This is a genomic window from Burkholderia sp. A2, from assembly GCF_001729305.1.
GTDB classification, from domain to species: domain Bacteria; phylum Pseudomonadota; class Gammaproteobacteria; order Burkholderiales; family Burkholderiaceae; genus Burkholderia; species Burkholderia sola.
Genome location: NZ_LZXX01000079.1, coordinates 1 through 25,371, shown reverse-complemented (window position 1 = coordinate 25,371; position 25,371 = coordinate 1). Strand labels below are relative to the sequence as shown.

The following is a 25,371-nucleotide window of genomic DNA, read 5'->3' as shown; positions in this document are numbered from 1 at the left end:
TCATCGTGTTCTTCCTGATCGAAAGATCGCTGAAAGCCGGGTAAGCCGCGCGCGACGGCGCTGCGGCTACCAGGTCGTCGCACCGGTCGGATAGGTGTCGACGACACGCGTGCCGTTCACCGGCGTGACACCCGCGTTGCGCAGCGCGGCCCACAGGTCGATCGCATGTTCGCGCGATTTGCGGCCGCGATCGTCGGTCAGCACGTTCAGCGCGATCACTTCATCGCGCGTCGTCAGTTGCATTTGTTCCTTCAGCTTACGCGACTGATGCGACGCGGTGCGGACGTCACCGAGCGCGATCCGTTTCTCCGTGACGGTCGGCGCGTCACCGGCATCGGCCGGCACGAACGTCAGCCGGCCGTTGTCGACTTCGCATTGCCCGCGCGCGAACGTCGCAGTCCACGCGCCGGCCGGCACGGCCGCGAACTCGCAGCGCATCCGCTCGTTCGCGGGGCTGCCGACGTCGTGCGCCGGCGCGTGCGATAACGCACGTTCCGGCCAGCCGGCCGCCAGCGCGGCCGTCGACATCAGGCACGCCGCCAGCGCGATTCCTTTCGCGATATCGCGCATGACTTTCTCCGTTTCGTCATTCCGTGACAGGAGCCTTCACTTTGATCCCACGGCGGTGCGGATTCGTGATCGGTTCATGACGGTTTCGTCACCGTTCCGACGATTTTTGACGTCCGCTGACTATGCGCTATCGACGCCCACCGCATCTTCATGCGGTCGGCGCTTTCGCAGGGCATCGTCAAATCTCGGGTGGCGCCACAGGTTCTGATTTCAGCGCCCCCTCATGCGCGGTGCGTGACGAAAATTTCATGTTCCGATCAGGTTCACGATGCGTCGCATCGCTACGATCGGAACGGTAGCGGGCCCTGCCCGTTCCCGTCCACGCAGCGGGTCGCTGCCGCACGGCGCGATCACGCATTAGGCCCGGACTCGTCGAGCGCCGGGCCTTTTTTTATGTGTGTCCGACGATCACCGCGCGGAATTGCGCTGCGGGTACACGCACGGATGCGTTTTCACATGCATGTTCGGATTACCGCACCGATGCCCGGCATAGTCGACCTGCTCGCCAGGCGTCAGGTCGGCCGGCACGGGCTTTCGCGCGGCGGCAGAAGCAGTGGCCGTGGTGCCGGAACGTGTCGATGCGCAGCCCGCGAACAACGGGACGATCAGGACTGCGATCAAGGCGAGGAGAATGGCGGGACGATGCAATTTTCAATCCGGGATGAAGGTCTGAACGGCACCGCCCGCGATCGATGCTGCTGTCTGTCGCGACCGGCACGAACGCCGCCGGCGCGTGGCCAACGGCAGACTGCATGTTCCGCTTCCCGCTCATCGCACCCATGACGCGAACATGACGGTTGCGTCATGTCGATCGAGTCCGCCCAGCACACCCCCGCGCCGCGCAATCTGACGCATTTTTCATCTCGCGATCACGATCACGCACGGCTGCTTTCGCATACTGGGTCCATGGTTCGCCACCCGGCGGCCCTGATCAAGGAGAGCACTCGATGAAAACGGCACAACTCACAGCACTGTTCGTCACCGCCACGCTGTCGCTCGGCATGGCCACGCAGGCCGCGTTCGCCCAAACGCAAACGCAGGGCAAGTCCCGCACGCAGGTCGTCAACGAACTGAAGCAGGCGCAGCACGACGGCATCGTGCCGATCAGCAAGACGCAGTACCCGCCGACCGCCGAGGTCGTCGCGCGCAACAAGGAGCTTCACGTGATTTCGGTGCATGGCGGCGAGAAAAAGCCGCAGGCCGACAACCACGACGACCTCGCCGCGAAACAATGATGCGCGGCCAGACGGCCGCCGGCAGCGCGCCGCGCGCGGTTGCGTTGCGGCGAATGCGCGGGCGTGTCCGCCCGTGCTGTCAGGTGCTGATCGCTGCCGGCCGTTCGGGCTCGGCCGGCCGTCGCGGAAAGCGCAGCCAGAAGGTCGTGCGACGCCCCGGCTCGCTGTCGACGCCGCATTCGCCGCCGTGGTTGTCCATGATCGACCGGACGATCGCGAGGCCGAGCCCCGTGCCCGACGCCGAATTGTGCCGAGACGGATCGATGCGATAAAAGCGCTCGAAAATCCGCCCGACATGTTCCGCCGCGATGCCGGGCCCGGTATCCGACACGGCGATCGTCGTCGCGCCGCGCTGCTCGACGCAGTCGATCGTCACGACGCTGCCGCGCGGCGCATAGGTCAGCGCATTCGACAGCAGGTTGCTCAACGCGCGCTGGTACAGCGTCAGATCCGCATCGACCCACGCGTGGCCGTCGACCTTCACCGTCACGCCTTCATCTTCCGCCAGCGGCTCGTAGTAGCCGGCCACCCGCTCCGCCTCCTGCGCCGCATTCAGCCGCCGCAAGCTGATCGACGTGCCCGCCTGTTCAGAGCGCGCGAGAAACAGCATGTCCTCGATCATCCGCGACAGCCGCTGGTATTCGTCGATGCTCGACTCGATCACGCTCCGGTATTCGTCCGCGCCGCGCGGTTGCGACAGCACGACCTGCGCGGCCGCCTGCAGGTTGGTCAGCGGCGTGCGCATGTCGTGCGCGAGATTCGACGAGAACTGGCTCAGCCGCGTGAACGATTCGTTCAGCCGTGCGAGCATCCCGTTGAACGCGTGCTCGAGCTCCTTCAGCTCGCCCGACGTATCGAGCTCCGGCAGCGGATGCGCGAGCCGGCTCGTCGACATCTGCTCGGCCCGCGCCGCGAACCGCCGCAGCGGGCTCAGCCCGAGCGCGGCGATGCCGTACGCGATCGCCGCCGCGATCACCACGCCGACCACCTGGATCACGACGATCGTATAAGCATGCGTGCGCAACAGCAGCATGTCGGCGCTGCGGTCGTACTGCACGGCGACGCGCACCACGGGCGCACCCGCGCCGGCGAGCGGCACGGTCGTCAACAGATACTGGTGCCGTGCGCCGGGCGGGGCAACGCCGAACGGCACGCGCCCGACGTTCATCGACAGCAGCGGCGCGTACGGACGGAATCCGGGCGTGCCGACGAGGCGCGCGCCGCCGGCATCGAAGATCGCGAGATCCATGTTCGGATGCCCGTGCAACTGGTCGATCCAGATATCGGTATGGCGCGCGACGTCGTCCGTCGTGCGCGCCTCGGCCAGGTGCGCGCCCAACGCGGCGGAAATACCGGCCATCTGCTCGGCTGCCGTCGTTTCGACACGGTTGCTCAGCGCTTCGTACAGTGCGACGCCGCTCGACGCGAGGATCACCGACGTCGACAGGACGATCAACGCGGTCAGCCGGCCGCGCAGCGTGCGCGGCAGCAGGCGCGCGATCATGCGGCCGCGCCGCCGCGCGCTTCGAGCACGTAGCCCATGCCGCGCACCGTATGGATCAGCTTCGGCTCGTACGCGTCGTCGATCTTCGAGCGCAGCCGGCGGATCGCCGAGTCGACGACGTTCGTGTCGCTGTTGAAGTTCATGTCCCACACCTGCGACGCGATCGTCGCGCGCGGCAGGATCTCGCCTTCGCGGCGCATCAGCAGCCACAGCAGCGCGAACTCCTTCGCGGTCAGCAGGATCGTGTCGCCCTGCCGCGTGGCCTTGCGGCGCGTCAGGTCGAGTTCGAGATCGGCCACGCGCAGCGTGTTCGAATCGCGCGGCTGGCCGCGCCGCAGGATCGACTTGATGCGCGCGGTCAGCTCGACGAAGTCGAACGGCTTCGCGAGATAGTCGTCCGCGCCGAGTTCGAGCCCCTTCACGCGATCGCCGACGTCGTCGCGCGCGGTGAGGAACAGCACGGGCGTCGACTTGCTGCGCCGCAGGTTCTGCAGCAACGTCCAGCCGTCCTGCCCGGGCAGCATCACGTCGAGCACGAGCAGGTCGTATTCCTCGGTTTCGGCCTGGTGCTGGCCCGTGATGCCGTCCTCGACCCAGTCGACGACGTAGCCGGCCTCGGTCAACCCCTTGCGCAGATACGCGCCCGTCTTCGGTTCATCCTCGACAATCAGAATTCGCATCACGCATTACCCTTGAAGAAACCCAGCCGGCGCATCATGCCCGCGGCGAAACCACCACGCAACGCCGCGCGCCACGACACCGCATGGCTCACGCGATACAGCACCGGCAGCACCAGCAGCGTCAGCGCGGTGGACGACAGGATACCGCCGATCACGACCGTCGCGAGCGGGCGCTGCACCTCGGCGCCGGTGCCGGTCGCGAACGCCATCGGCAGGAAGCCGAGCGACGCGACCAGCGCGGTCATCAGCACGGGCCGCAGCCGCGTGAGCGCGCCGTCGTGCACGGCCGCGTCGAGCGGCATCCCTTCGTCGCGCAGGTTGCGGATGAACGAAATCATCACGAGGCCGTTGAGCACGGCCACGCCGGACAGCGCGATGAAGCCGACCGCCGCCGTGATCGACAGCGGAATCCCGCGCAGCCACAGCGACACGACACCGCCGCTCAGCGCGAACGGAATGCCGGTGAATACGAGCAGCCCGTCCTTCACGTTGTTGAACATCACGAACAGCAGCACGAACACCATGAACAGCGCGAGCGGCACGACGAGCTTCAGGCGCTCGCTCGCGCTTTGCAGCTGCTCGAACTGGCCGCCCCACGACACCCAGTAACCGGCCGGCACGCGCACGTCCTGCTGCAACTGCTCGCGCGCGTCGGCGACGAACGAGCCGACGTCGCGGCCGCGCACGTTCGCGCTGACGACCACCCGCCGCTTGCCGTCCTCGCGGCTGATCTGGTTCGGGCCCGGCGCCACGTCGATCGTCGCGAGCTCCGCGAGCGGCACGTACGGCGCCGCCGCGAGCGGCGCGCTGGCACCGGCCGCAGGCGCCGGCAGCGCGATCGGCAGCCGCTTGATCGCCTCGATATCGGTACGCAGTTCGTCGGGCAGCCGCACGACGATGTCGAAGCGACGATCGCCCTGGAACAGCGTGCCGGCCTTCTGCCCGCCGACGGCCGCGGCCACCGAATCCTGCAGGTCGGCGACGCTCACACCGTAGCGCGCGAGCTTGTCGCGATCGAGGTTGACGGTCAGCACCGGCAGGCCCGTGGTCTGCTCGACCTTCACCTCCGACGCGCCCGGCACTTTCTGCAACGCGGCCGCGATCTGCTCGCCGGTCTGGTTCAGCACGGCCATGTCGTCGCCGAAGATTTTCACGGCGACGTCGCTGCGCACGCCGGAGATCAGTTCGTTGAAGCGCAGCTGGATCGGCTGCGAGAACTCGTACGCGTTGCCCGGCAGCTCGGCGAGCGCGTCCTCGATCTCGCGCACGAGCTGCTCGCGCGGCTTCTTCGGATCGGGCCACGTGTCGGCCGGCTTCAGCATGATGTAGCCGTCCGACAGGTTCGGCGGCATCGGGTCAGCCGCGATCTCGGCCGTGCCGGTGCGTGCGAACACGCGCTCGATCTCGGGGAAGCGCGCCTTCAGCGTCTTCTCGATCGACTTCTGCATCTCGACCGACTGCGACAGGCTCGTGCCGGGAATCCGCAGCGCGGACACGGCCAGATCGCCTTCGTTCAGGCTCGGAATGAACTCGCTGCCGAGCCGCGTCGCAAGCCCGAGCGTGACCAGCACGATCGCGCCCGCGCCGAGCATCACGCGCGTCGGGCGCGTCATGAACGCGGCGAGCACCGGTTCGTACGCGCGCCGCGCCCAGCCCATCAGCCGGTTCTCCTTCTCCTCGACCCGCTCGCCGATGAACAACGCGACGGCCGCCGGAATGAACGTGACGGTCAGTACCATCGCCGCCGCGAGCGCCATCACGACGGTCATCGCCATCGGATGGAACATCTTGCCTTCGACGCCGGTCAGCGCAAAGATCGGCAGGTACACGACCATGATGATCAGTTGCCCGAAGATCAGCGCGCGGCGCGCTTCCTGCGATGCGCCGAACACTTCGGCGAAACGCTCGTCGCGCGTGAGCGGCCGCCCGGCCGCCGACTGCGCATGCGCAAGCCGCCGCACGCAGTTCTCGACGATCACCACCGCGCCGTCGACGATGATTCCGAAGTCGAGCGCGCCAAGGCTCATCAGGTTCGCGCTCACCTTCGCGTTGACCATGCCGGTGAAGGTCATCAGCATCGACAGCGGAATCACGAGCGCGGTGATCAGCGCCGCGCGGATGTTGCCGAGGAACAGGAACAGCACGGCGATCACGAGCACCGCGCCTTCGAGCAGGTTCTTCTTCACCGTGGCGACCGCCTTCTCGACGAGCACCGTGCGGTCGTACACCGGAATCGCCTTCACGCCGGCCGGCAGCGTGCGGTTCACGTCCTCCATCTTCGCGGCGACGGCCTTCGACACCGTCCGGCTGTTCTCGCCCATCAGCATGAACACCGTGCCGAGCACGACTTCCTCGCCGTTCGACGTCGCGGCGCCGGTGCGCAGTTCGCGGCCGATGTCGACCACGCCGACGTCCTTCATCCGCACCGGCACGCCCCCGACGTTGGTCAGCACGATGTTCGCGATGTCGTCGACGGTGCGCGCCTGGCCCGGCACACGCACGAGATACTGCTCGCCGCGCTTTTCGATGTAGCCGGCGCCGACGTTGTCGTTGTTGCGCTCGAGCGCCCGCACGACGTCGGCGAGCGTCAGCCCGTACGACATCAGCTTCGCCGGATTCGGCGCGACGCGGTATTCCTTCACGTAGCCGCCGATCGAGTTGACCTCGGTCACGCCGCGCACGTTGCGCAATTGCGGCCGCACGACCCAGTCCTGCAGCTCGCGCAGGTCGGCCGCCGTATAGCGCGTGCCGTCGGGCTTGCGCGCGCCGGCATCGGCCTCGACGGTCCACAGGTAGATCTCGCCGAGGCCGGTCGACGTTGGCCCCATCGCGGGCGCGATGCCGGCCGGCAGCTTGTCCTTCGCCTCCTGGATGCGCTCGTTGACGAGTTGCCGCGCGAAGTAGATGTCGGTGCCGTCCTTGAAGATCACGGTGACCTGCGACAGCCCGTAGCGCGAGATCGAACGCGTCTGTTCCAGCCCCGGCAACCCGGCCATCACGGTCTCGACCGGATAGGTGATGCGCTGCTCGGCCTCGAGCGGCGAGTAGCCGGGCGCGGACGTGTTGATCTGCACCTGCACGTTGGTGATGTCGGGCACCGCGTCGATCGGCAGCCGCTGGTAGCTGAACACGCCCAGCGCGGCCACCGCCGCGATTGCCAGCATCACGAGCCAGCGGTGCGCAATCGCAAAGCGGATCAGGCGCTCAAACATGTCGGAATTCCTTGAAGCGGGGCACGGTCGTCCGCACCGGGCGAGCCGCGCGGCCGGTCACCCGGCCGATTGGAAAGCGGGCCGCATAGCAGGCCGCCAGTCGCGCCACGGCGCGCACGTATTGCTGCTCATTCATGTTCCGCGCTCCCCTTGCCGAGCTCCGCCTTCAGCACGAAGCTGTTCGACGCCGCGTATTCCTGGCCCGGCTTGATCCCCTTCAGCACTTCGATCGCGCGTTCGTCGCGCCGCCCCGTTTCGACGGCCTGCGCGACGAAACCCTTCGGCGAGCGCACGAACACCGACGGCGCGCCGTCGACGTCCTGCAGCGCGTCGCTCGCGACCGCGAGGGGCACGCGTTGTGCGCCCGCGTCGACCGATACGTTCACGAACATCCCCGGGCGCCACACGCGGTCGGGGTTCGGCAGCACGACGCGCGCCGGCGCGGTGCGCGTCTGCTCGCCGAGCAGCGACCCCACGTACGCGATCGGGCCGCTCGAGCGCGATTCGAACGCGGTCGCCATCACCGTTGCGTCGCGACCGACGCGCACGTCGTTGAGCCGCTGCGCCGGCACCGCCATCTCGGCCCAGACGGTCGACAGGTCGGAGATCACGAACATGCTCGCGTCCGCGGCAATCGCCTCGCCGGGCGTCGCATGTTTCTCGACGATCGTGCCGGCGAACGGCGCGCGCAGTTCATAACGGTTCAGCGCCCCCGCGCCGACCGGCGCGTTCAGCGCGGCGAGCTTCTGCCGCGCGTTCTGCACGGCGATCTCGGCCTCGCGCAACTGCACCTGGGCCTGCTGGTAGTCCTGCTCCGCCGAAATGCGCTCCTGCCACAGCGTGCGTTCGCGCTCGTAGGTCGCGCGCGCGCCCGACAGCCGGCGCTCGGCCGTCAGCAGCTCGCTGCGGCGGTCGGCGAGATCGGTGCTCGCGATCACGGCGAGCACCTGCCCCTTCGCGACGTTCTGCCCGAGCGACACCGCCACCTGCTCGACGATGCCGGCCACGCGCGGCACCACGTGCGCGGTGCGGTCCTCGTTGAACTTGATTTCGCCGGGAAGCTGGAACGGCGTCGCGATCTGCGCGGGGCCGGCTTTCGCGAGCGCGATCCTCGACGTCGCCAGTTGCGCGTCGGTCAGCGCGATCGCGCCGTCGGCGCGCGCGAACGGGAACGACGCGGCGTCGTTGCCCGCCTTCACGTCGATCGTCGCATCGAACACGTGCGGCTTCGCGATCGACTGCGCGGACACGAACTTCTGGCCGGCCGCGTCGAACCGCAACGGTTCCTGCGTGCGGTCATACCGCACCAGCGTGCCGGACACGGTCACGCCCTTGTCCACCGGCTTGCCGTCGACGGACGGATAGACGACGAGCCGCGCGTCGCCGGGCTTTTCCGTCATCACGATCTCGACGGACAGCTTGCCGCGCCTGAGCACGACACCGCCGCGCGCGCCGGCGCCATCGGCCGGCTGCGCGGCTTCGGCGGCCGTCGGCGCCGATGCGCTGCCGCCGCTCCGCGTAACGGCGAGCGCGCCGATCACGATTCCTGCGCCGCCGAGCACGGCCGCCGCGATAACGAAGATTCTGCTGCGTGACATGATGGTCCTTCCGGTAAGAGGGGCGCTTATGGCGCGACGGCCGCGAGCGGCGTGCCGACGAGCCGGCCGATGTCGGCGCGGGCCGCATGAGCGTCGGCGAGCGCACGCACGTATTGCGACTGCCCCTGGAACAGCGTGCGCTGTGCGTCGAGCACGTCGAGGAAACTGAACTTCCCGAGTTCGTAGCCGCGCGACATCGCATCCAGCGCGAGGCGCGCGGCCGGCAGGATGTCGGACTTCAGTCGCTGCGCTTCCTGCTCGGCCCCCTCGAAATTCGCGTATGCCCGCGTCAGTTCCAGCCGCAGGCGCGTGCGTTCGCGATCGAGGTCGGCGTTCGCGCGCGTAGCCTTGTGCGTCGCCTCGAGCAACGCGCCCTTGTTCGTGTCGAACAGCGGGATCGGGATCGACACGCCGACCACGGCCTGGTTGTCGGGCACGCCGCCCGTGGTCACGCGCTTTACGCCCGCGCTGACGGTTACGTCCGGCATGCGCCGCGCGCGTTCGAGCGACACAGCCGCGTTCGAGCGCAGCATCTCGGCTCGCGCGGCCCGCGCGAGCGGAGCATCGTCGAGCTGTGCGGTCAGCGCGGACAGCGGCTCGACTGACGGCACGGTTTCCAGGTCGCCGAGCACCGCAAGCCGGTCGTTGCGCGCCTTGCCCATCACCGCGTTCAGTTTTTCGCGCGCGACGTCGACACGGCCGCGCGCAGTCACGACTTCGATCTGCACGCCGGCCGCCGCCACCTGCGCCTTGGTCGCCTCGACCGGCGACACCTTGCCGGCCTGCGCGCGGCGTCCGGCGAGATCCGCCGAGCGCGCGGCGATCGCGGCCGATTCCTCGGTCACCTGAAGCTGGCGCTGTGCGGCGAGCAGCCCGTAGAACGCGGCGATCACGCCGGCGCGTACGGCCGCGCCCTGGTCGTCGAACGACGCGTTGGCTGCCTCGCGGCCGTAGGACGCGACGTCGAGCCGCGCGCGGCGCTTGCCGCCCAGTTCGATGGTCTGGTTGATCAGCGCGGTCGACGTGCGTTCGGCGCGGCTGAAACCTTCCTGCAGGAACGACACTTCGGGGTTTGGCCGCGCGCCGGCCTGCATCAGCGCGCCGAGCGATGCATCGACGTCCGCGCGCGCGCCGCGCAGTGCCGGATTGTTCCGGGCTGCGACCGCGAGCGCATCGGACAGCGTCAGTGACGATGCCGGAAATGTGTCGGATGGCGATGCGCCGATCGGCGCGGCGGCGGTAGCCGGAGCCGGCGACAGCGAGGGCTGCGCATGAGCCGTCGCGGCCATCGCGAAGACGATGGCCGCGACGAGGTTGAGCTTGAGCATGTTCGGTTCTGCGGTAACGGTTCGCGACCGATGCTACGGACCGGCCGCAGTGCGAACATGAGGCGAAGATGATATTTCCGTCATGTTGGGCGCAACCGTACGCCGACGTGCGGTGCCCTTGGGGGAACGGCGTCCCTTTCGACAATCAGGAAGATTCGGTGAGCGCGCGGCACGATGGCCGCACGAAAGAATGCAGAAGTTCGGAGATTCGAGACGTGCCGGCCATACGCCCCGCGCGTGAATCAGGTGATGCGCTGCTTCCCCCGCCGCCGCTGCACGAGCCAGTCCAGCAACTGCCGCCCGTCGCGTTCGCCGAACCAGCGCGCGTGCCCGATCAGATAGCCGTCGTACGCAATGTCCACAATCGCCGGCGCATCGATGATGCAGCCGAAATACGCGACTTCCGACAGCGCGAACTCCGTATGCACGATCGGCAGCAGCGCGACGAGCGCCGCGTATGCGTCGTCGCTCAGCGGTTCGAGGGATTCATAGCCATCGAGCAGCGCGTCGATCTGGTCGTATTCCACGCGCCGTGCATCGGCCGGCGCCATCCAGTCGACCGTATTGCGCTCGATCGCCAGCGCGACATCCATCACCGCGCAAGTGCGGTCCGACAAGCCGAAATCGAGCACGGTCCGTACCTGCGCGCCGGGCCCCGCCTCGGTCCACAGCAGGTTCGACGCATGCCAGTCGCCGTGCGTCCACAGCGGCGTCAACGTGGGCAGCAGCGGCACGAGACGCGCGTGAAACGGGCCGATCGCGTCGGCCACATCACCGCGCCAGTCACGCGAGCCCAGCGCGCGCACGAGCAGCGGCTGCGCATCGACCCAGCGTTCGAGCGCGCCCGCCAGATCGGCGGACGACAGCACGCGAAAACTCGACAGCAGCGTGCGCACGGGCCGCGCGGGCGCATCGTAGCCGGCCGACGCGCGATGCAGTTCGGCCAGCGCGCGGCCGGCCGCATACGCATGAGAAGCATGCGTGAACGGCTGCCACGACATCACGCCGCGATACGGATCGACGCCCGGCGCGAGCACGTGCACCTCGTACGTCCACTCGCCGGAAGCAAACGCGGTCGCACCGTGACGATCGGCCAGCACGTCCACCACCGGCATCCCGCGTTCGCGCAGATGCGCGATGAAACGATGCTCTTCCTCGAGCCCCGCGACATCGCGCAGGCTTGCGTGATGTCGCTTGACGAACAACCCGCGCCCGTCCGCCATTCGCACGAGCACGGCGGCCGCGAACTGCCGCGGGCTGTGCCACGTCAGCCGCACCGGCTCGCCCACGCCGTCGATCCGCGCGAGCACGGCCGCCACTTCGTCGTGCGTGATCAGCGGCCAGTCGCGTTCGGCCTGCTCGCCGTCCACGCCGAATTGCGGCGGCGCGACGTCGCGCGACAGGGGGCCGTCCGGCTCGAGGGGGAATGACATGAACGGCGTTGCTCCGTAGTTGAATCCGTGAATCAGCGTGTACCGCCACCCGAAGCGAGCGGGCCGCCCGATGCCGCCCGCAACGCGGCGGCCGTCCGGCTCCAGTCGCGCCAGCCGACGACGGCCAGCCCGATGAACAGCGCATAGAGTCCGGCCGTCAGATACAGTTCCTTGAACACGAACATCCCGACGTACACCACATTCACGACGATCCACAGCCCCCACGACGCGATGTAGCGCCGTGCGGTCCAGTATTGCGCGACGAGGCTGAACGCGGTCAGCGACGCATCGACGAACGGCAGCGCCGCATCGGTCCAGCGCGCCATCATCCCGCCGAGCAGCGCGCTGCCGATGACCGCCGCGATCAGGTCGGGCAGCATCGTGAGTGGCCGCACGCCGGTGACAGGCGCGACATCGCCGGCCGGCGCCGCGTCGCCGCCTGCCTCGCTCGCGCGCTGCGCGAGCCAGCGCTGCCAGCCGTACACCTGCAGCACCGCGAACGCGCCCTGCAGCAGCATGTCCGAGTACAGCTTCGCGTCGAAGAAGATCCAGCCGTACAGCGCGACCGACGCGAGGCCGACCGGCCAGCACAGCATGCGCCGCTTCGCGGTCAGCCAGATCGCGAGCGCGCTGACGATCACGCCGGCGATTTCGAGTGGGGACATCGTCTGTGCTCTCCTGGTGGGCTGCCGGAGCCGCGCGTCACGCGGCCGCTTCCGGTCGGTCAGAAATCATAGGTCAACGATACGCGCGCGGTGCGCGGCGCACCGGGGAACAGGTACGCATCGCCCTGCTGCTCGCCTGCGTCGCGCCAGTAGAACTTGTTGAACAGATTGTCCACCGACACGCGCAACACCGTACGATGGCCGCCGATCTTCGTCGTATAGCGCGCGCCGAGATTGAATACGAACCACGACGGCACGCGCGCGGTGCCTTCCTCGTTCGCGTTGCGTGCGGCGCTGTACTCGACGCCGCCGAGCACGTTCAGGCCTGCGACGCCCGGCACCGCGTAGTCCGCGTACAGCGACGCGCGCAACGCGGGCACGTTGATGACCTGATGTCCTTCGTAGGCGGGCGAGCCCGAATCGACCGCGCGGGCGCGAATCGCCGCGACGCTGGCCGTGAGGCCCAGCCGCTCGGTCACGCGCCCGGCCGCGCCGAGTTCGATCCCCTGGTGCCGCTGCGTGCCGCGCTGCACGAACGTGTAGGACGTGCCCGACGCGTCCGGGTCGGCGAACTGGAACGGCTTGCTGATCGAGAACACGGCGGCCGTCAGGCTCAGCCGGTCGAGCCAGTCGTATTTCGCGCCGACCTCGATCTGGTGCGATTCGACGGGCGGCAGGAACGCATACGCGTTGGTCGCGCGCACGGGCGCCTGGTCGCCGAGCGACAGCGCCTTGCTGTACGACGCATACAGCGACAGCACGTTCACCGGCTTGTAGACGAGCGCGACCTGCGGCAGGAACACCGAGCGGTCGGTATGCGTCGTCTCGCCGTCGAGGCTGCTCCAGCTACGCTGGCGCAGCAACACTTCCTTGCCGCCCGCGAGCACCTGCCAGTGTTCGCCGATGCTGATGCGGTCGAGCCCGAACACGCCGTACTGCCATGCGTCGAGGCGCGGATACGACGGCCCCGGCGCATTGGGTGACGGCGGGAAGGTCAGGTCCGGCCCGTAGATATTCTCACTGCCCACGTAGTCGTACACGGCGTCGGCCATGTGCACGACGCGGCGCTGCACGCTCACGCCGAGCGTCAGTTCGTGCCGCAGCGGCCCAGTCGCGAACTTGCCGGTCGTGACCGCACGCAGATCGTCGTTGCGCCGGTATTCGCCGGGGCTGCGGAAGTCGTACACGTCATAGTCGCCGTTCGCGCCGAAGAAGAACGGCGACGTCGCGCCGGCCGCGCAGCTTGCCGCGTACGAGCAGCCGTACGCGAACGCGCTGTTGTCGTCGATCATCGTGCGGCTGCGACCCGCGGCGATATAGGCCTTCCAGTCGTCGTTGAACTGGTAGTCGAAACGCGCGTTCAGGTTCAACGCATCGGTCGTCACCGGCTTCGCCCACGGCTGCGTGCCGAGCGCCTTCGACGTGGTCTTCACCGACGGCACGACCGTGCCGCCCAGCAACTGGTAGCCGGGCGCGGAACGCTGGATCCACTGCTGGAATTCCGCGTTCAGCTGCAGGCTCGCGCGGGGGCTGATATCCCAGTCGGCGGCGATCGAGCCGAACGTGCGCCGTCCGTTCGTGCCGTCGATATACGAGTGCATGTTCTCCTTCGCCGCGTTGATCCGGAAACCGAACTGATTGTCCGGGCCGAAGCGGCGGCCGAGATCGACGGCCGCCGACGTCGAGCCGCGGCTGTCGACGCCGCCCGTGACGCTCGCGACGTTCGCGGAGCGCTTGGTCACGAAGTTGATCACGCCGCCCGGCGCGACGACGCCGCTATCGATGCCCGCGAGCCCCTTCAGGATCTCGACGCGTTCCTTGTTTTCGAGCGGCACGTTCTGCTCGCCGGATACCGTCAGCCCGTCGATCCGGATCGCGCTCGCGAGATCGACCGGAAAGCCGCGAATCGCGAAGCCCTCGAAATAGCCGACCGGCGCATAGTCGTTGACGACCGACGCATCGTTGCGCACGACGTCGCTCAGCCGCTTCGCCTGCTGATCGTCGATCAGCGCGCGCGTGATGACGTTCACCGACGCCGGCGTGTCGCGCAGCGGCGCGTCGTCGAGCCCCGCGACCGACGCTTCGCGCGCGCGCAACGCGTGGCCGCGCTCGCCGCTCACCGTGATCGCGGGCAGCGTCGCGTTGCCGGCCGCGTCGGCGCCCGGTGCGGCCGTGTCGCCCTGAGCCGCGGCAGCGTGCGCCGCGAAAAGCGTGACGCCGAGACCGACACCGAGCCCGACCTTCGCGCGCCGCCGCCGTGCGCGTGCCGCTGTTGTTCTATTCACCGTCATTGTTCTGGATGGAAAACTCGCCATTCGACCTGTCGAAACCCGAAACCCGAAAACCCGTTAGGAAGCTGCGAAGCGTGCGTCCGCGAACGCCGCCGCGCCCGTCGCCGGACACGTTCCGTCGACACGATATTCATCGGACGAACCAGACCCTGCGGCGTGCAAGCGGGCCGGCCGGTCGGAACAACGCAGGATGGGACATCGGATTCGGATGACGCGCCGGAAGCCGATGCAGCGGCCGACGGGTTCGTCGGGTGCCTGTCGGGCGGCGGCTGCGTCACGCGGTCGTGTCATGCGGGGGACGCTTCGAACGCCCCGGTTCGGGCGGCGGGCAGTCGCGCCGGCCGTTCATCGGAACGGCGGCCTGTCCGTCGCGCGCGACATCGCGGCGTGGCGCGCATTTTACCCCGGGCGGGGCGAAGGGCCGCGGAATCGGGCGGAACGGGAGACGCGGAAGGCGGGAACGGGGCAGGCGGTTCGGGCGGCGCGACAACGGTGGCGATGCGGTCGCGATTCCCGCGGCGTGTGCCGACGCTGAAACCGGCGTCATCGTGCGCCGGTCGGGCAACCGCAAACCGGAGCGGGAATGGCGGCCCGCTACCGGTTCACCGGCTGTTCGCTCAGAAGCCCTGCATCGTCACGGTCGGATCGACGACCAGATGCACGACGCCGTAAATGACCGCGCCGACCAGCAGCGCAAGCAGAAGCGCCACGAACGGCAGCAGCGTGAAGTTGGCGTTCGCGAGATCGTTCGCGTGCGCCTTGCTGTTGCGTACGCCGAAAAAACTCCACAGGACCAGGCGGACCATGCCGAGCAGTTTCATGATGGGCTCCTTTATCGAATCGGTTGACGCTATCGTCGATCCGGACGGCATCCGAAAAAAGAAGCAGTTGCGCGTGCTTTTCGCGCAGCAGGCCATCTGCGGCCGCAGGCCGCAGGTGCGTCAGCGGTCGAGCACGAGTGGCGCCGTGGCCCCTTGCGCGGGCCGCGCGACACACAGCAGCGCGCAGCCGGGTTCGACCGGCGCATCGGGCGTTTGCTCGTAGTCGACCGCGCCGGACAGCACGCGTGTCGCGCACGTGCCGCACGACCCGGAGCGGCATTCGGACGGCACGGCCACGCGCTGCCCTTCCGCGAATTCGAGCAGCGTGCCGTCGGCGGGCGTCCACGCGGCTTCGCGCGCCGTGCGCCGGAACACGACGGGCACGCTTTCCGTCGCGGGCGGGGCAGTTGCCCGGGCCGCACTGCGCGAGACACTCGACGGCCCGAACGCCTCGAACCGGATGCGCTCGTCCGGCACGTTCAGCGCGCGCAGCCCGTCGTACAGGTCGCGCATGAACGCTGACGGCCCGCACAAATAGAAATCGTAATCGTCGAATGAAAGGATCCGCTTCAATTGCCCGATGTCGATGCGGCCGGCCCGCGCAACTGAGCCTTCGTGAGGATGACTGTTGAACCAGTGAAGCGACACGCGTGCATCGGTGGCCGCGATGCGCACCAGTTCCGCGGCGAATGGCCGGTCGGCCGCTTCGCGTGCGCCGTGCACGAACACGACGCGACGCGACGGCGTGTCGTCGGCCAATGCCCGGCGCAGCATCGCGACCATCGGCGTGATGCCGATGCCGGCCGACACCAGCACGGCCGGGCGCGGACTTGCGAGATCGAACGTGAAGCGGCCGCGCGGCATCTGCGCGTCGAGCGTCATGCCGGCCTGCGCGTGATCGTGCAGCCACGCCGATACGCGTCCTTCGCGCTTCACGGTGATCCGGTAGTGTGCGCCGCCCGGCGCGTCGGACAGCGTGTAGCTGCGCATCGTCGGCGCGTCGCTGCCCGGCAGCGCGATGCGCAACGTCAGGTGCTGACCGGCTTCGTAGGCCGGCAATGCGCCGCCGTCCGCCGGTTCGAAATGAAACGACCGGACCGCGCGCGCTTCGTCGACGATCTTCGCGATCCGCAGCGACCGCCATGCGGGCGCCGATGCCGGCGCGGCCGCGGACGGCGCAGATCCGGCCGTTGTCGCCGCGCCACCCGACGACGCCGCCATCGCCGCGAACTGCGGCGCGCGCTCGACCGCCGACCACCGGAACGGCAGCACCGCCCGCATGCGCCGCACTTCCCGCACGTGGAAACGCACGACGCGCTGCGCGCCGTCGAACGACGCGACGACCGGGCCGTCCCACACGATCTCCGCGTGCGCGGCGACATACAGCACGTCGCCGCTGTCGAAATCGACGAACAGCAGCCCCGCGCGCGGATCGTGCTGCAGGTTGCCCAGCGTATTGAAGAACCGGTTGCCGCTGAAATCGGGCGTCGTCAGCGTGCGCGCATCGTCGACGCGCACGAAGCCCGGCATCCCGCCGCGATGCGACACGTCCGCGCCGCGCGCCGCGCCCGCCTCTGCCGACGTGTTCGCACTCGCGACGAAGAACGTATCGGCCTGCGCGAGCAGCGCGCGGTCCGCGTCGCTCAGTGCATCCGATACGTCCGGCGCGACGGACGCCCCGACGTCCCGCGCGACGAAAGTCGGCTTGCGGCCCTGGATGTACTTCGCACAATTGCCGAAGCTCTGCTCGACCGCGATCGTCAGCGCATCGCCGTCGGCCGAGCGCACGACGCCGTTCACGCGATTGCGCCGTCGCGTATCGAATTCGATGCCGAGCCCGCCGAGCGGTGCGCCAGCCTGCCACGCGCCCGCAAGCGGATCGCCCGGCAGCGCGCGCGCCGCGATGCGCAGCGTGCGTGCATCCGGCGACGTGACGAAACCCGGCGCACCGACCCGCAGCGTCGCCCACGGCTGCCCGCTTGCATCGACGCCGCCGAGCACGAAGAACGGCAGTTGCGCGAAAAACGTCCGGTGCTGATCCGGCATGAAGCGCCGGATTCCGCGCCGGCCGGCCGCGCCCGCCGCGTCCGTCACGCCTGCGCGCTGCTGCACGGCAAGCTCGCCCGCGTGAAACGGCGCGGTATCGAGTTCCCAGCCCGGTACGACGGCGGTCGGCGCATTCATCGCGTTCTCTCCTGGACAAGCGCGGCGTCAGTGAGCGTCAAGCGGCGAGCAGGCCCGCGCGCGTCGTCGGCATCGCGACGAAGCCTGGCAGCGCCTCGATACGGGCCAGCCAAGCACGCACGTGCGGATACGGTTCGAGCGACACGCCGCCTTCCGGCGCGTGCGCGATGTACGTGTACGCGGCGATGTCCGCGATCGTCGGCTGCGCGCCGGCCGCGAACGGCTTGCCGGCCAGCTCGCGATCGATCACGTCGAGCACCTTCGCGGCCGTGCGCTTGGCCGCTTCCGGGTCGAGCTGCGCGCCGAACACGGTCACGAGCCGCGCGGCCGCGGGGCCCGATGCGATCGGGCCGGCCGCGTACGACAGCCAGCGCTGCACGACGGCCGCGCCGACGGGATCGTCGGGCAGCCAGTGCGCGTCGCCGTAGCGCTTCGCGAGATACACGAGGATCGCGTTCGAATCGGCGATCACGGTACCGCCGTCGTCGATCACCGGCACTTGCCCGAGCGGATTCAACGCGAGGAACGCCGGTTCGCGCTGCGCGCCGGCCGCGAGATCGACGTCGATGGTCTTCGACGGCAATCCGAGCAGCGACAGGAACAACCGGACACGGTGCGCGTGCCCGGACAGCAGGAACGAATAGACGCGGATCGGCGAGGCGGGCTTGCTGGCGGCTGACATGGAAACACTCCGGAATCTCGCGCCGCCGGGGATCGGCGACGAACGGCTCCAGCGTAGCGCTCGCCGTTCGTCACCAGAAGACGGATAATCGTGGAAACATTCTCCGCTTTCATAGGACAATCGACGATGGCCGATCTGCGCGACGTGAACCTGAACCGGCTGGCGATCTTCGTCGCGGTGGTCGACGCCGGCTCGCTGACGGCGGCCGCCGAGCGGCTCGGCCTCGCGAAGACGGTCGTCAGCACGCACATGCAGCGCCTCGAATCCGAGGTCGGCGCGAACCTGCTGGTGCGCACGACGCGGCGGCTAAGTGTGACCGATGCCGGCCGCGTGTTCTACGACGCGTGCCGCGATATCGTGCGCGCCACCGAAGCCGCGCTCGACGCGGTGTCGTCCGACGCCGGGCCGCTGCGCGGCACGCTGCGCGTGAGCGTGCCGATCGACTATGGCGCGCTGGTGGTCGCGCCGGCCGTCGTCGCGCTGCGCGACCGGCATCCGGCGCTCGCCGTCGAACTCGTCGCGAACGACCGCGTCGTCGATCTCGTCGCGGACAACCTCGACGTCGCGATCCGCATCGGCCGTCTCGCCGATTCCAACTATCGCGCGGTGCAGCTCGGCACCTACGAGAAATGGCTGGTCGCGAGCCCGGCGTTCGTCGCGCGGCACGGGCTGCCGCGCGATCCCGATGCGCTCGCCGCGCTGCCGTTCGTGATGCTGTCGTCGCTGCCGCGCCCACATACGCTCGAACTCGATAACGTGCGCGGCGGCCGAGCGTCGGTGCGCTGCGTCGCGCCGGTGGTGTCGAACACCGCAACCGCGTGCCGCGCGATCGTGCTGGCGGGCGGCGGCTTCGGGCTGCTGACGGATTTCTCGACCGCGGACGACGTCGCGGCCGGCCGGCTCGTGCGGCTGCTGCCGGGCTGGCATACGGCGCCGGCCGGGATCCATGCGGTGTATCCGTCGACACGGCTGCCGTCGCCGAAGGTGCGGGCGTTTGTCGAGGCGATGAAGGCGAGGCTTGGGGAAACGCCGATCGCGCCCACGAAGAGACGCTCACGCTCGAAATAGCAAAAAAACGGAGAAAGGCAGGGGTCCGCGTTCAATACGCCTGCATGAGCCGTCTCATGAGCAACGACTTCAAATCCCTACGCGTATCGCACACGATATGCACATGGATCGTGTCGCCGCGCACGTCGTAAATGATGCGATTTATTCCGGCAACGACTTCGCGATACTGACTGAGGTTGATATGCGCGAACTCGTCGGGAATCCGGCCCTGAGCAGGAAAGGCACGAAGCGACGCGATGGCATCCTTGATCTGGCCATAGCTCGCCTGCCAGGTTTCCGAACCGAAATTCGACAGGAGATAACGCTTCAACGTCTTCAGATCTTCTTCCGCCGAACGAAGAACGACAACGCGTAACGTCATTGATCATCATCCTTGTCGAGGTCGGCGAAAACATCCTCGACAGGACGAAAGTGACCTTGGTCGATCTCGCGGTTGCCCAGCGCAAGCAATTTCAGCAGCGCGAGTGTCTCTTCATGCTCCTCATACGACTTGACGTCCATGACGACGAGCTTCGCCTCGCCGTTCTGGGTGATGAGCATCGGCTCGCGGCTCTCGGAGATGTCCTTGACGATCTCGGCCGCGTGACTCTTGAGATAGCTGATCGGTTTGACTTGAGTGGAGAATTTCATGGAATGCGTCCTTTGGCCGGGCACCGGATGAGACCGATTATAGTCTGAATTCGGTCTTGCTCAGGCGAGGATAGTCGACCGATCACCGCGTCCTTACCCACCCGCTTCCCCCAACGTCCCCAACAACACCTTCCTGCAACTCGCGATCATCTGCGCCTCCGGATCGCGATATTCGGTCAGCAGCCACGCCGCGCCGACGTTCGTCATCGCGCCCACCAGCGCGAGCCCGATTAGCCGCTGCTCGGTGCGCTCCGCGGGTGTGACGGCCTCGCCCGGCGCGCCGATCGCCATGATCAGCTTGCCGAAGTCGATCAGCATGCGCTGATACGTCATGTCGGTATCCGCGCTCACGCCCATCACCTCGAGCAGCAGCACGCGCGCCGCGCACGGGTCGCGCAGAAACGCGAAGAACGCGGCGAGTCCCGCGTCGACGCGCTCGCGCAAATTGCCGCCGCGCGCGGCGACCGCCTGCGCGACCGCGTCATGCAATTGCTGCGCGTGATGCAGGTAGGTGCAGCGCAACAAATCCTCGGTGCTGTCGAATGCCGCATAAAAATAGCGGTCGTTCAGCTTCGCTTCCTGGCAGATCGACCGCACGGTCGCCTTGCGAAAACCCACCGTGCCGAACACGCGCGTCGCCGCGCGGATCAGTGCGTCGCGCCGCTCGGCGGCCCGCACCTCCGGCGCCACGCCGCCATACGACCGCCCCTTTTTTTCCGTTTCGAGTGCTTTCTCCATTCCGCTATTTGACATCAGGACACCCGAAAACTAAAGTGGTGACGAACAACACCACAATAGTTGCGCCGCCGGTACAGCGCAAGCGGAACGGGAGGAACGACGGATGAAGGGATTTTCCGGCAAGGTCGCCGCGGTCACGGGCGCCGGTTCGGGCATGGGCCGCAGCCTCGCGGTCGAGCTGGCGCGGCGCGGCTGCGAGGTCGCGCTCGCCGACGTCGACGATGTCGGGCTCGCCGGCACGGCGGCCATCTGCGCGCGGCACGGCGTGCGTGTGAGCACACGGCGGCTCGACGTCGCCGACCGCGACGCAGTGTTCGCGTGGGCCGATTTCGTTCGGGCCGAGCACGGCAAGGTCAACCTGATCTTCAACAATGCGGGTGTGTCGCTGGCCGCCAGTGCCGAAACCGCACGTCTCGCCGATCTCGAATGGATCGTCGGCATCAATTTCTGGGGCGTCGTGCACGGCACGCAGGCGTTCCTGCCGCATCTGCGCGCGTCGGGCGACGGCCACGTCGTCAACACGTCGAGCCTGTTCGGCCTCGTCGCGATGCCGACGCAAAGCGCGTACAACGCGACCAAGTTCGCGGTGCGCGGCTTCACCGAGGCGCTGCGGATGGAGCTCGAACTCGACGGCGCGCCGGTGAGCGCGACCTGTGTGCATCCGGGCGGCGTCGCGACGAACATCGTCGACGCGGGCCGCGTCGACACCAGCATCCACGCGCTGACGGGCCAGGACGAAGCGACCCATCGCCGCCAGGCGAACCGCCTGATCAACGCGACGACGCCCGACGAAGCCGCGCGGCAGATCCTCGCGGGTGTCGAACGCAATGCGCGCCGCGTGCTGGTCGGTGCCGACGCGCGCCGGCTCGACCGGATCGCGCGGCTGCTCGGCGCCGGTTACCAGCGGCTGATGCTGCGCCACGTACGCCGCGCCCGCGCACGCAACCTCGAACGCGCGCACGCTCCGGCCGCGCGCCCGACCACGCCGACCCAGGACCCCGCATGATCTCGACGACGACCGACCGGCACGACGCGCCGCCCGCCGCCGACGCCCGCCACGACGGTGACGATCACCGCGACCTCGACGTGCTGATCGTCGGCGCCGGCCTGTCCGGCATCGGCGCCGCGTATCACCTGAAGCAGCGCTGCCCGCATGCGAGCGTGGCGATCGTCGAGGCGCGCGACGCGATCGGCGGCACCTGGGACCTGTTCCGCTATCCGGGCGTTCGTTCGGATTCCGACATGTTCACGCTCGGCTACAGCTTCCGTCCATGGCACAGCGACAAGGCGATCTCCGACGGGCAGACGATCCTCGACTACATCCGCGACACCGCGCGCACCTACGGCATCGACAAGATGATCCGCTACGGCCGGAAGGTCGTCGCGGCCGACTGGGATTCGAACCGCGCGCGCTGGACGGTCCGCGTCGAGCGCACGCGGGACGGCGCGACCGACACGCTCGTCTACACCTGTCGCTTCCTGTTCATGTGCAGCGGCTACTACGATTACGACGCCGGCTACCTGCCCGACTGGCCAGGCATGGACACGTTCAGGGGCAAGCTCGTGCATCCGCAGCACTGGCCGAAGGACCTGTCGTACGCGAACCGGCGCGTGGTCGTGATCGGCAGCGGCGCGACAGCCGTCACGCTGGTGCCGTCGATGGCGGCCGACGCACAGCACGTGACGATGCTGCAGCGCTCGCCGACCTACATCGTGTCGCTGCCCGCGCGCGACAAGATCGCGAACGCGCTGCGCCGCGTGCTGCCGTCGCGGCTCGCGCACCGGCTCGTGCGCGTGAAGAACGTGCTGCTGACGATGTACCTGTACAACGTGTCGCGCCGCAAGCCCGACCGGACGAAGCAATTCATCATCCGCGCGGCCAGCAGGCAGCTCGGCCCCGATTTCGACGTCGCGAAGCACCTGACGCCGCGCTACATGCCGTGGGACCAGCGCGTGTGCCTCGTGCCGAACGGCGACCTGTTCAAGGCGATCCGCGCGGGCCGCGCATCGATCGTCACCGACGAGATCGAGCGCTTCACGCCGACCGGACTCGCGCTGAAGAGCGGCCAGCAGCTCGACGCGGACGTGATCGTCACCGCGACCGGGCTGAACGTGAAGATGCTCGGCGGCGCGCGCGTGACGGTCGACGGCCGCGCGGTCGATTTGCCGGAAACGGTGTCGTACAAGGGGATGATGTACAGCGACGTGCCGAACCTCGCATCGTCGTTCGGCTACACGAATGCATCGTGGACGCTGAAGGCCGAGCTGATCGCGCGCTATGTGTGCCGGCTGCTCAACCACATGCGCGCGAACGGGTACGACACGTGCGTGCCGCGGCTCGGCGCGGGCGAGCTCGGCGACGTGCCGGCCGTCAACCTGAGCTCGGGCTACATCCAGCGCGCGGCCGGCATCCTGCCGAAGCAGGGGCACCGCAAGCCGTGGAAATTTCACCAGAACTACGTGCTCGATCTCGCGTCGCTGAAGTTCAGCGCGCTCGCCGATTCCGCGATGCATTTCGAGCGCCGCGCCCGAACCGGCCCGGCCGCCGCCGCGCCGGCAGCCGAACCCGCACTCGACACCCGCTGAGGCCGACATGACTCCTACGCTCCACCTGATCCAGAACGTGCTGCTCGGCGTCGTCGCGGTGCTCGCCGCGCTCGCGCTGTTTTCCGGCTACGTGGCCCGTCGCGTGACGCGCGCGTTCCCCCCCGAAGGCCGCTTCGTCGACATCGACGGCGATCGTATCCACTACGTCGAATACGGCAACGGCCCGCCGATCGTGTTCGTTCACGGGCTCGCGGGGCAATGGCGCAATTTCGCGTACCTGCCGCTCACGCGGCTCGCACAACAGCATCGCGTGATCCTGATCGACCGCCCGGGCGCCGGCCGCTCGCTGCGCGGCGCGGCCTCGCAGGCGAACGTGTTCGCGCAGGCCCGCACGGTGGCCGCATTCATCGACGCGCTGCAGCTCGACAAGCCGGTACTGGTCGGCCACTCGCTCGGCGGCGCGATCGCGCTCGCGGTCGGCCTCGACCATGCGGACCGCGTGAGCCGGCTCGCGCTGATCGCGCCGCTGTCGCACGAGCAGACCGAGCCGCCCGCGCCGTTCAAGCCGTTGATGCTGCCGTCGCCGCTCGTGCGCCGTTTCGTGTCGTGGACCTTCGCGATCCCGCTGACCATCCTGACGGGCCGCAAGGCCGTGCGCCAGGTGTTCGCGCCGGAGGACGTGCCGCGCGACTTCCCGGTCAAGGGCGGCGGCCTGCTCGGGATGCGCCCGCACGTGTTCTACGCGACGGCGACGGACCTGTTGTCGGCGCCCGTCGACCTGCCTGCGATGGCGCGCCGCTACGCGGAGCTCGCGCTGCCGGTCGACGTGCTGTACGGCCAAGCCGATCCGATCCTGAACTGGCGCGAGCACGGCGACGCGCTCGCGAAGAAATCGGCGCGCGTGCGGCTGAAGGTCGTCGACGGCGGGCACATGCTGCCGGTCACGATGCCCGAGGCGACGGCCGACTGGCTGCTCGAAGTCGCCGCCGCGCCGGCCGACGTTGCGGCACAGCCCGTGCGCATCGCGTAGATCGCGGCGACGACGCGCGGCCTGTTCCGTGGCGGGCAGCCGGCGCCGCGACGGAATCAGGCTTCGTCGTCGGGCATCGACAGCCCGCGCTCCGCGAGCACCTCGCGCGCGCTGCGAAACGCCTCGACCGCAGCCGGCGCCCCGGCGTACAGCGCGCTGTGCAGCAATACCTCGCGGATCTCGACGAGGCTCGCGCCGTTGTTTAGCGCGCCGCGGATGTGCCCCTTCAGCTCCGTGCCGCGGCCGAGCGCCGCCAGCATCGCGCACGTGCACAGGCTGCGCGTCTTCAGGTCGATCCCGCCCCGCTGCCACGTGCTGCCCCACGCATGCTCGTTCAGCCAGTTCTGCAGCGGGCGCGAGAATCCGTCGAGGTCGCTCATCGCGCGCTCGACGAACGCCTCGCCCATCACGTCGATCCGCCGCGCCTTGCCGTATTCCCTGTCCTGTTCGCTCATGTCGGTGTCCTCGTGGTTGGCGTCGTGGCCGCTGCTGCGCCGCCGGCGGCCGGGGGTTCCGCGTCATGTTCGGCGGGACGGCGCGTTTCGTCAAAGGTGCGGGCCTCGGCTCGCGGCCGCGCGCGTCACGTGCGGTCGAACGCTACGTAACATCCCGTCGCGCGTTACGGCGCCTTACGGGAACATCGCAGCCGCGACGTCCGCGCGCCGCGCGTGCCTGTCGCGCGAAACCGCCATTCCTCCGTTTAAATCGCATCGATATACCCGATTCCCGCAACAAATCACGACACCGTGTCGCGAAACATGCCGTGGCGCGGAATTTGCAGTGAAGGCTTGGACACACTTCCAATGTCGAGGCCAACATGCACATTCTCTTCAAGAAGACGACGGTAACGATGGCCGTCTCGTCACTGCTCGCGCTGTACGGCTGCGGCTCGGTCGATGGACCGACGACGCCGACCATCAAGCCGAGCACGTCCGGGACAAGCGGCACGTCGGGGACTTCCGGAACATCGGGCGGCGGTTCGTCGGGGACGTCGGGCGGCGGTAGTTCGGGGTCGTCGGGGACTTCTGGTACGTCGGGGACTTCTGGCACTTCCGGCACCTCGGGTACGTCGGGCACTTCCGGTACGTCGGGGACTTCTGGCACTTCCGGCACCTCGGGTACGTCGGGCACGTCCGGTACTTCGGGTACTTCGGG

General features: G+C 68.5%; 23 protein-coding genes and 1 pseudogene. 5 read left to right on the top strand and 19 right to left on the bottom strand.

The features are described 5' to 3' along the window. Window positions 1-66: 66 nt before the first annotated feature. Window positions 67-570 (bottom strand): hypothetical protein, encoded by a 504-nt coding sequence (locus tag A9Z05_RS05850; protein ID WP_069617261.1) that lies wholly within the window; start codon window positions 568-570, stop codon window positions 67-69. A 408-nt stretch (window positions 571-978) separates the two neighbouring features. Further along, on the bottom strand, window positions 979-1,218 hold the full coding sequence (locus A9Z05_RS35945; RefSeq protein WP_256121863.1) for a hypothetical protein: 240 nt from the start codon (window positions 1,216-1,218) through the stop codon (window positions 979-981). A gap of 299 nt (window positions 1,219-1,517) precedes the next feature. On the opposite strand from A9Z05_RS35945, the gene A9Z05_RS05840 reads away from it, so the two are divergent. Continuing rightward, a complete protein-coding gene (locus A9Z05_RS05840) occupies window positions 1,518-1,805 on the top strand; it encodes a DUF4148 domain-containing protein (RefSeq protein ID WP_069617260.1) in 288 nt (95 codons plus the stop codon). A 79-nt stretch (window positions 1,806-1,884) separates the two neighbouring features. On the opposite strand, the gene A9Z05_RS05835 is transcribed toward A9Z05_RS05840, so the two are convergent. The 12 genes from A9Z05_RS05835 to A9Z05_RS05785 all read right to left on the bottom strand — a co-directional run bounded on the left by A9Z05_RS05835 (window position 1,885) and on the right by A9Z05_RS05785 (window position 18,203). Further along, window positions 1,885-3,309, bottom strand: a complete 1,425-nt coding sequence (locus A9Z05_RS05835) for a heavy metal sensor histidine kinase (RefSeq protein ID WP_069617259.1) — start codon at window positions 3,307-3,309, stop codon at window positions 1,885-1,887. Beyond that, window positions 3,306-3,989 carry a heavy metal response regulator transcription factor IrlR gene (gene irlR, locus A9Z05_RS05830; RefSeq protein ID WP_006490455.1) on the bottom strand — a complete coding sequence of 228 codons (684 nt, stop codon included), beginning with the start codon at window positions 3,987-3,989 and terminating at the stop codon, window positions 3,306-3,308. Before irlR ends, A9Z05_RS05835 begins: the two co-directional genes overlap by 4 nt. Further along, entirely contained in the window at window positions 3,989-7,201 is a 3,213-nt protein-coding gene (locus tag A9Z05_RS05825; protein ID WP_069617258.1) for an efflux RND transporter permease subunit, read from the bottom strand. The genes irlR and A9Z05_RS05825 overlap by 1 nt, the downstream gene beginning before the upstream one ends. Next, complete coding sequence (locus A9Z05_RS36815; RefSeq protein WP_176730161.1) at window positions 7,194-7,337, bottom strand: hypothetical protein; 144 nt, start codon at window positions 7,335-7,337, stop codon at window positions 7,194-7,196. The genes A9Z05_RS05825 and A9Z05_RS36815 overlap by 8 nt, the downstream gene beginning before the upstream one ends. After that, window positions 7,330-8,799, bottom strand: coding sequence for an efflux RND transporter periplasmic adaptor subunit (locus tag A9Z05_RS05820; RefSeq protein ID WP_069617257.1), 1,470 nt, complete (start codon window positions 8,797-8,799; stop codon window positions 7,330-7,332). The genes A9Z05_RS36815 and A9Z05_RS05820 overlap by 8 nt, the downstream gene beginning before the upstream one ends. A gap of 26 nt (window positions 8,800-8,825) precedes the next feature. Continuing rightward, window positions 8,826-10,127, bottom strand: coding sequence for a TolC family protein (locus A9Z05_RS05815; RefSeq protein WP_069617256.1), 1,302 nt, complete (start codon window positions 10,125-10,127; stop codon window positions 8,826-8,828). A gap of 242 nt (window positions 10,128-10,369) precedes the next feature. Beyond that, a complete protein-coding gene (locus A9Z05_RS05810) occupies window positions 10,370-11,560 on the bottom strand; it encodes a phosphotransferase enzyme family protein (protein WP_069617255.1) in 1,191 nt (396 codons plus the stop codon). Between the two features lie 32 nt (window positions 11,561-11,592). Then, window positions 11,593-12,225: a nicotinamide riboside transporter PnuC gene (pnuC, locus tag A9Z05_RS05805; RefSeq protein ID WP_069617254.1), complete on the bottom strand. Its 633-nt coding sequence runs from the start codon at window positions 12,223-12,225 to the stop codon at window positions 11,593-11,595. 59 nt (window positions 12,226-12,284) lie between these two features. Continuing rightward, window positions 12,285-14,516: a TonB-dependent siderophore receptor gene (locus tag A9Z05_RS05800; RefSeq protein WP_069617253.1), complete on the bottom strand. Its 2,232-nt coding sequence runs from the start codon at window positions 14,514-14,516 to the stop codon at window positions 12,285-12,287. A gap of 617 nt (window positions 14,517-15,133) precedes the next feature. Further along, the gene (locus tag A9Z05_RS05795; RefSeq protein WP_050014477.1) at window positions 15,134-15,337 is read right to left on the bottom strand and encodes a DUF2970 domain-containing protein; all 204 of its coding nucleotides are present in this window, start codon (window positions 15,335-15,337) and stop codon (window positions 15,134-15,136) included. A gap of 120 nt (window positions 15,338-15,457) precedes the next feature. After that, window positions 15,458-17,521, bottom strand: a complete 2,064-nt coding sequence (locus tag A9Z05_RS05790) for a pyridoxamine 5'-phosphate oxidase family protein (RefSeq protein ID WP_069617252.1) — start codon at window positions 17,519-17,521, stop codon at window positions 15,458-15,460. 37 nt (window positions 17,522-17,558) lie between these two features. Next, the gene (locus tag A9Z05_RS05785) at window positions 17,559-18,203 is read right to left on the bottom strand and encodes a glutathione S-transferase family protein (RefSeq protein ID WP_023475046.1); all 645 of its coding nucleotides are present in this window, start codon (window positions 18,201-18,203) and stop codon (window positions 17,559-17,561) included. 126 nt (window positions 18,204-18,329) lie between these two features. Here A9Z05_RS05785 and A9Z05_RS05780 point away from each other — a divergent pair, with 126 nt between their 5' ends. Further along, window positions 18,330-19,271, top strand: coding sequence for a LysR family transcriptional regulator (locus A9Z05_RS05780; protein WP_069617251.1), 942 nt, complete (start codon window positions 18,330-18,332; stop codon window positions 19,269-19,271). Between the two features lie 31 nt (window positions 19,272-19,302). Here A9Z05_RS05780 and A9Z05_RS05775 read toward each other — a convergent pair whose 3' ends face one another. The 3 genes from A9Z05_RS05775 to A9Z05_RS05765 form a co-directional block, all read right to left on the bottom strand. After that, window positions 19,303-19,632 (bottom strand): type II toxin-antitoxin system RelE/ParE family toxin, encoded by a 330-nt coding sequence (locus A9Z05_RS05775; RefSeq protein ID WP_069617250.1) that lies wholly within the window; start codon window positions 19,630-19,632, stop codon window positions 19,303-19,305. Then, complete coding sequence (locus tag A9Z05_RS05770) at window positions 19,629-19,901, bottom strand: type II toxin-antitoxin system Phd/YefM family antitoxin (RefSeq protein ID WP_069617249.1); 273 nt, start codon at window positions 19,899-19,901, stop codon at window positions 19,629-19,631. Before A9Z05_RS05770 ends, A9Z05_RS05775 begins: the two co-directional genes overlap by 4 nt. A gap of 93 nt (window positions 19,902-19,994) precedes the next feature. Beyond that, window positions 19,995-20,654, bottom strand: a complete 660-nt coding sequence (locus A9Z05_RS05765; protein ID WP_069617248.1) for a TetR/AcrR family transcriptional regulator — start codon at window positions 20,652-20,654, stop codon at window positions 19,995-19,997. An 88-nt stretch (window positions 20,655-20,742) separates the two neighbouring features. Here A9Z05_RS05765 and A9Z05_RS05760 point away from each other — a divergent pair, with 88 nt between their 5' ends. From A9Z05_RS05760 to A9Z05_RS05750, 3 genes are read left to right on the top strand one after another with little or no spacing between them, the layout of a single operon-like run. Continuing rightward, entirely contained in the window at window positions 20,743-21,645 is a 903-nt protein-coding gene (locus A9Z05_RS05760) for an SDR family oxidoreductase (RefSeq protein WP_069617247.1), read from the top strand. Continuing rightward, window positions 21,642-23,225, top strand: coding sequence for an NAD(P)/FAD-dependent oxidoreductase (locus tag A9Z05_RS05755; protein ID WP_069617246.1), 1,584 nt, complete (start codon window positions 21,642-21,644; stop codon window positions 23,223-23,225). The genes A9Z05_RS05760 and A9Z05_RS05755 overlap by 4 nt, the downstream gene beginning before the upstream one ends. A gap of 7 nt (window positions 23,226-23,232) precedes the next feature. Beyond that, a complete protein-coding gene (locus tag A9Z05_RS05750; protein WP_069617245.1) occupies window positions 23,233-24,216 on the top strand; it encodes an alpha/beta fold hydrolase in 984 nt (327 codons plus the stop codon). A 56-nt stretch (window positions 24,217-24,272) separates the two neighbouring features. Here A9Z05_RS05750 and A9Z05_RS05745 read toward each other — a convergent pair whose 3' ends face one another. Next, a complete protein-coding gene (locus tag A9Z05_RS05745) occupies window positions 24,273-24,671 on the bottom strand; it encodes a carboxymuconolactone decarboxylase family protein (RefSeq protein ID WP_069617244.1) in 399 nt (132 codons plus the stop codon). A 142-nt stretch (window positions 24,672-24,813) separates the two neighbouring features. Next, window positions 24,814-25,371, bottom strand: a pseudogene (locus tag A9Z05_RS38300) (highly repetitive protein); the annotation flags it as partial.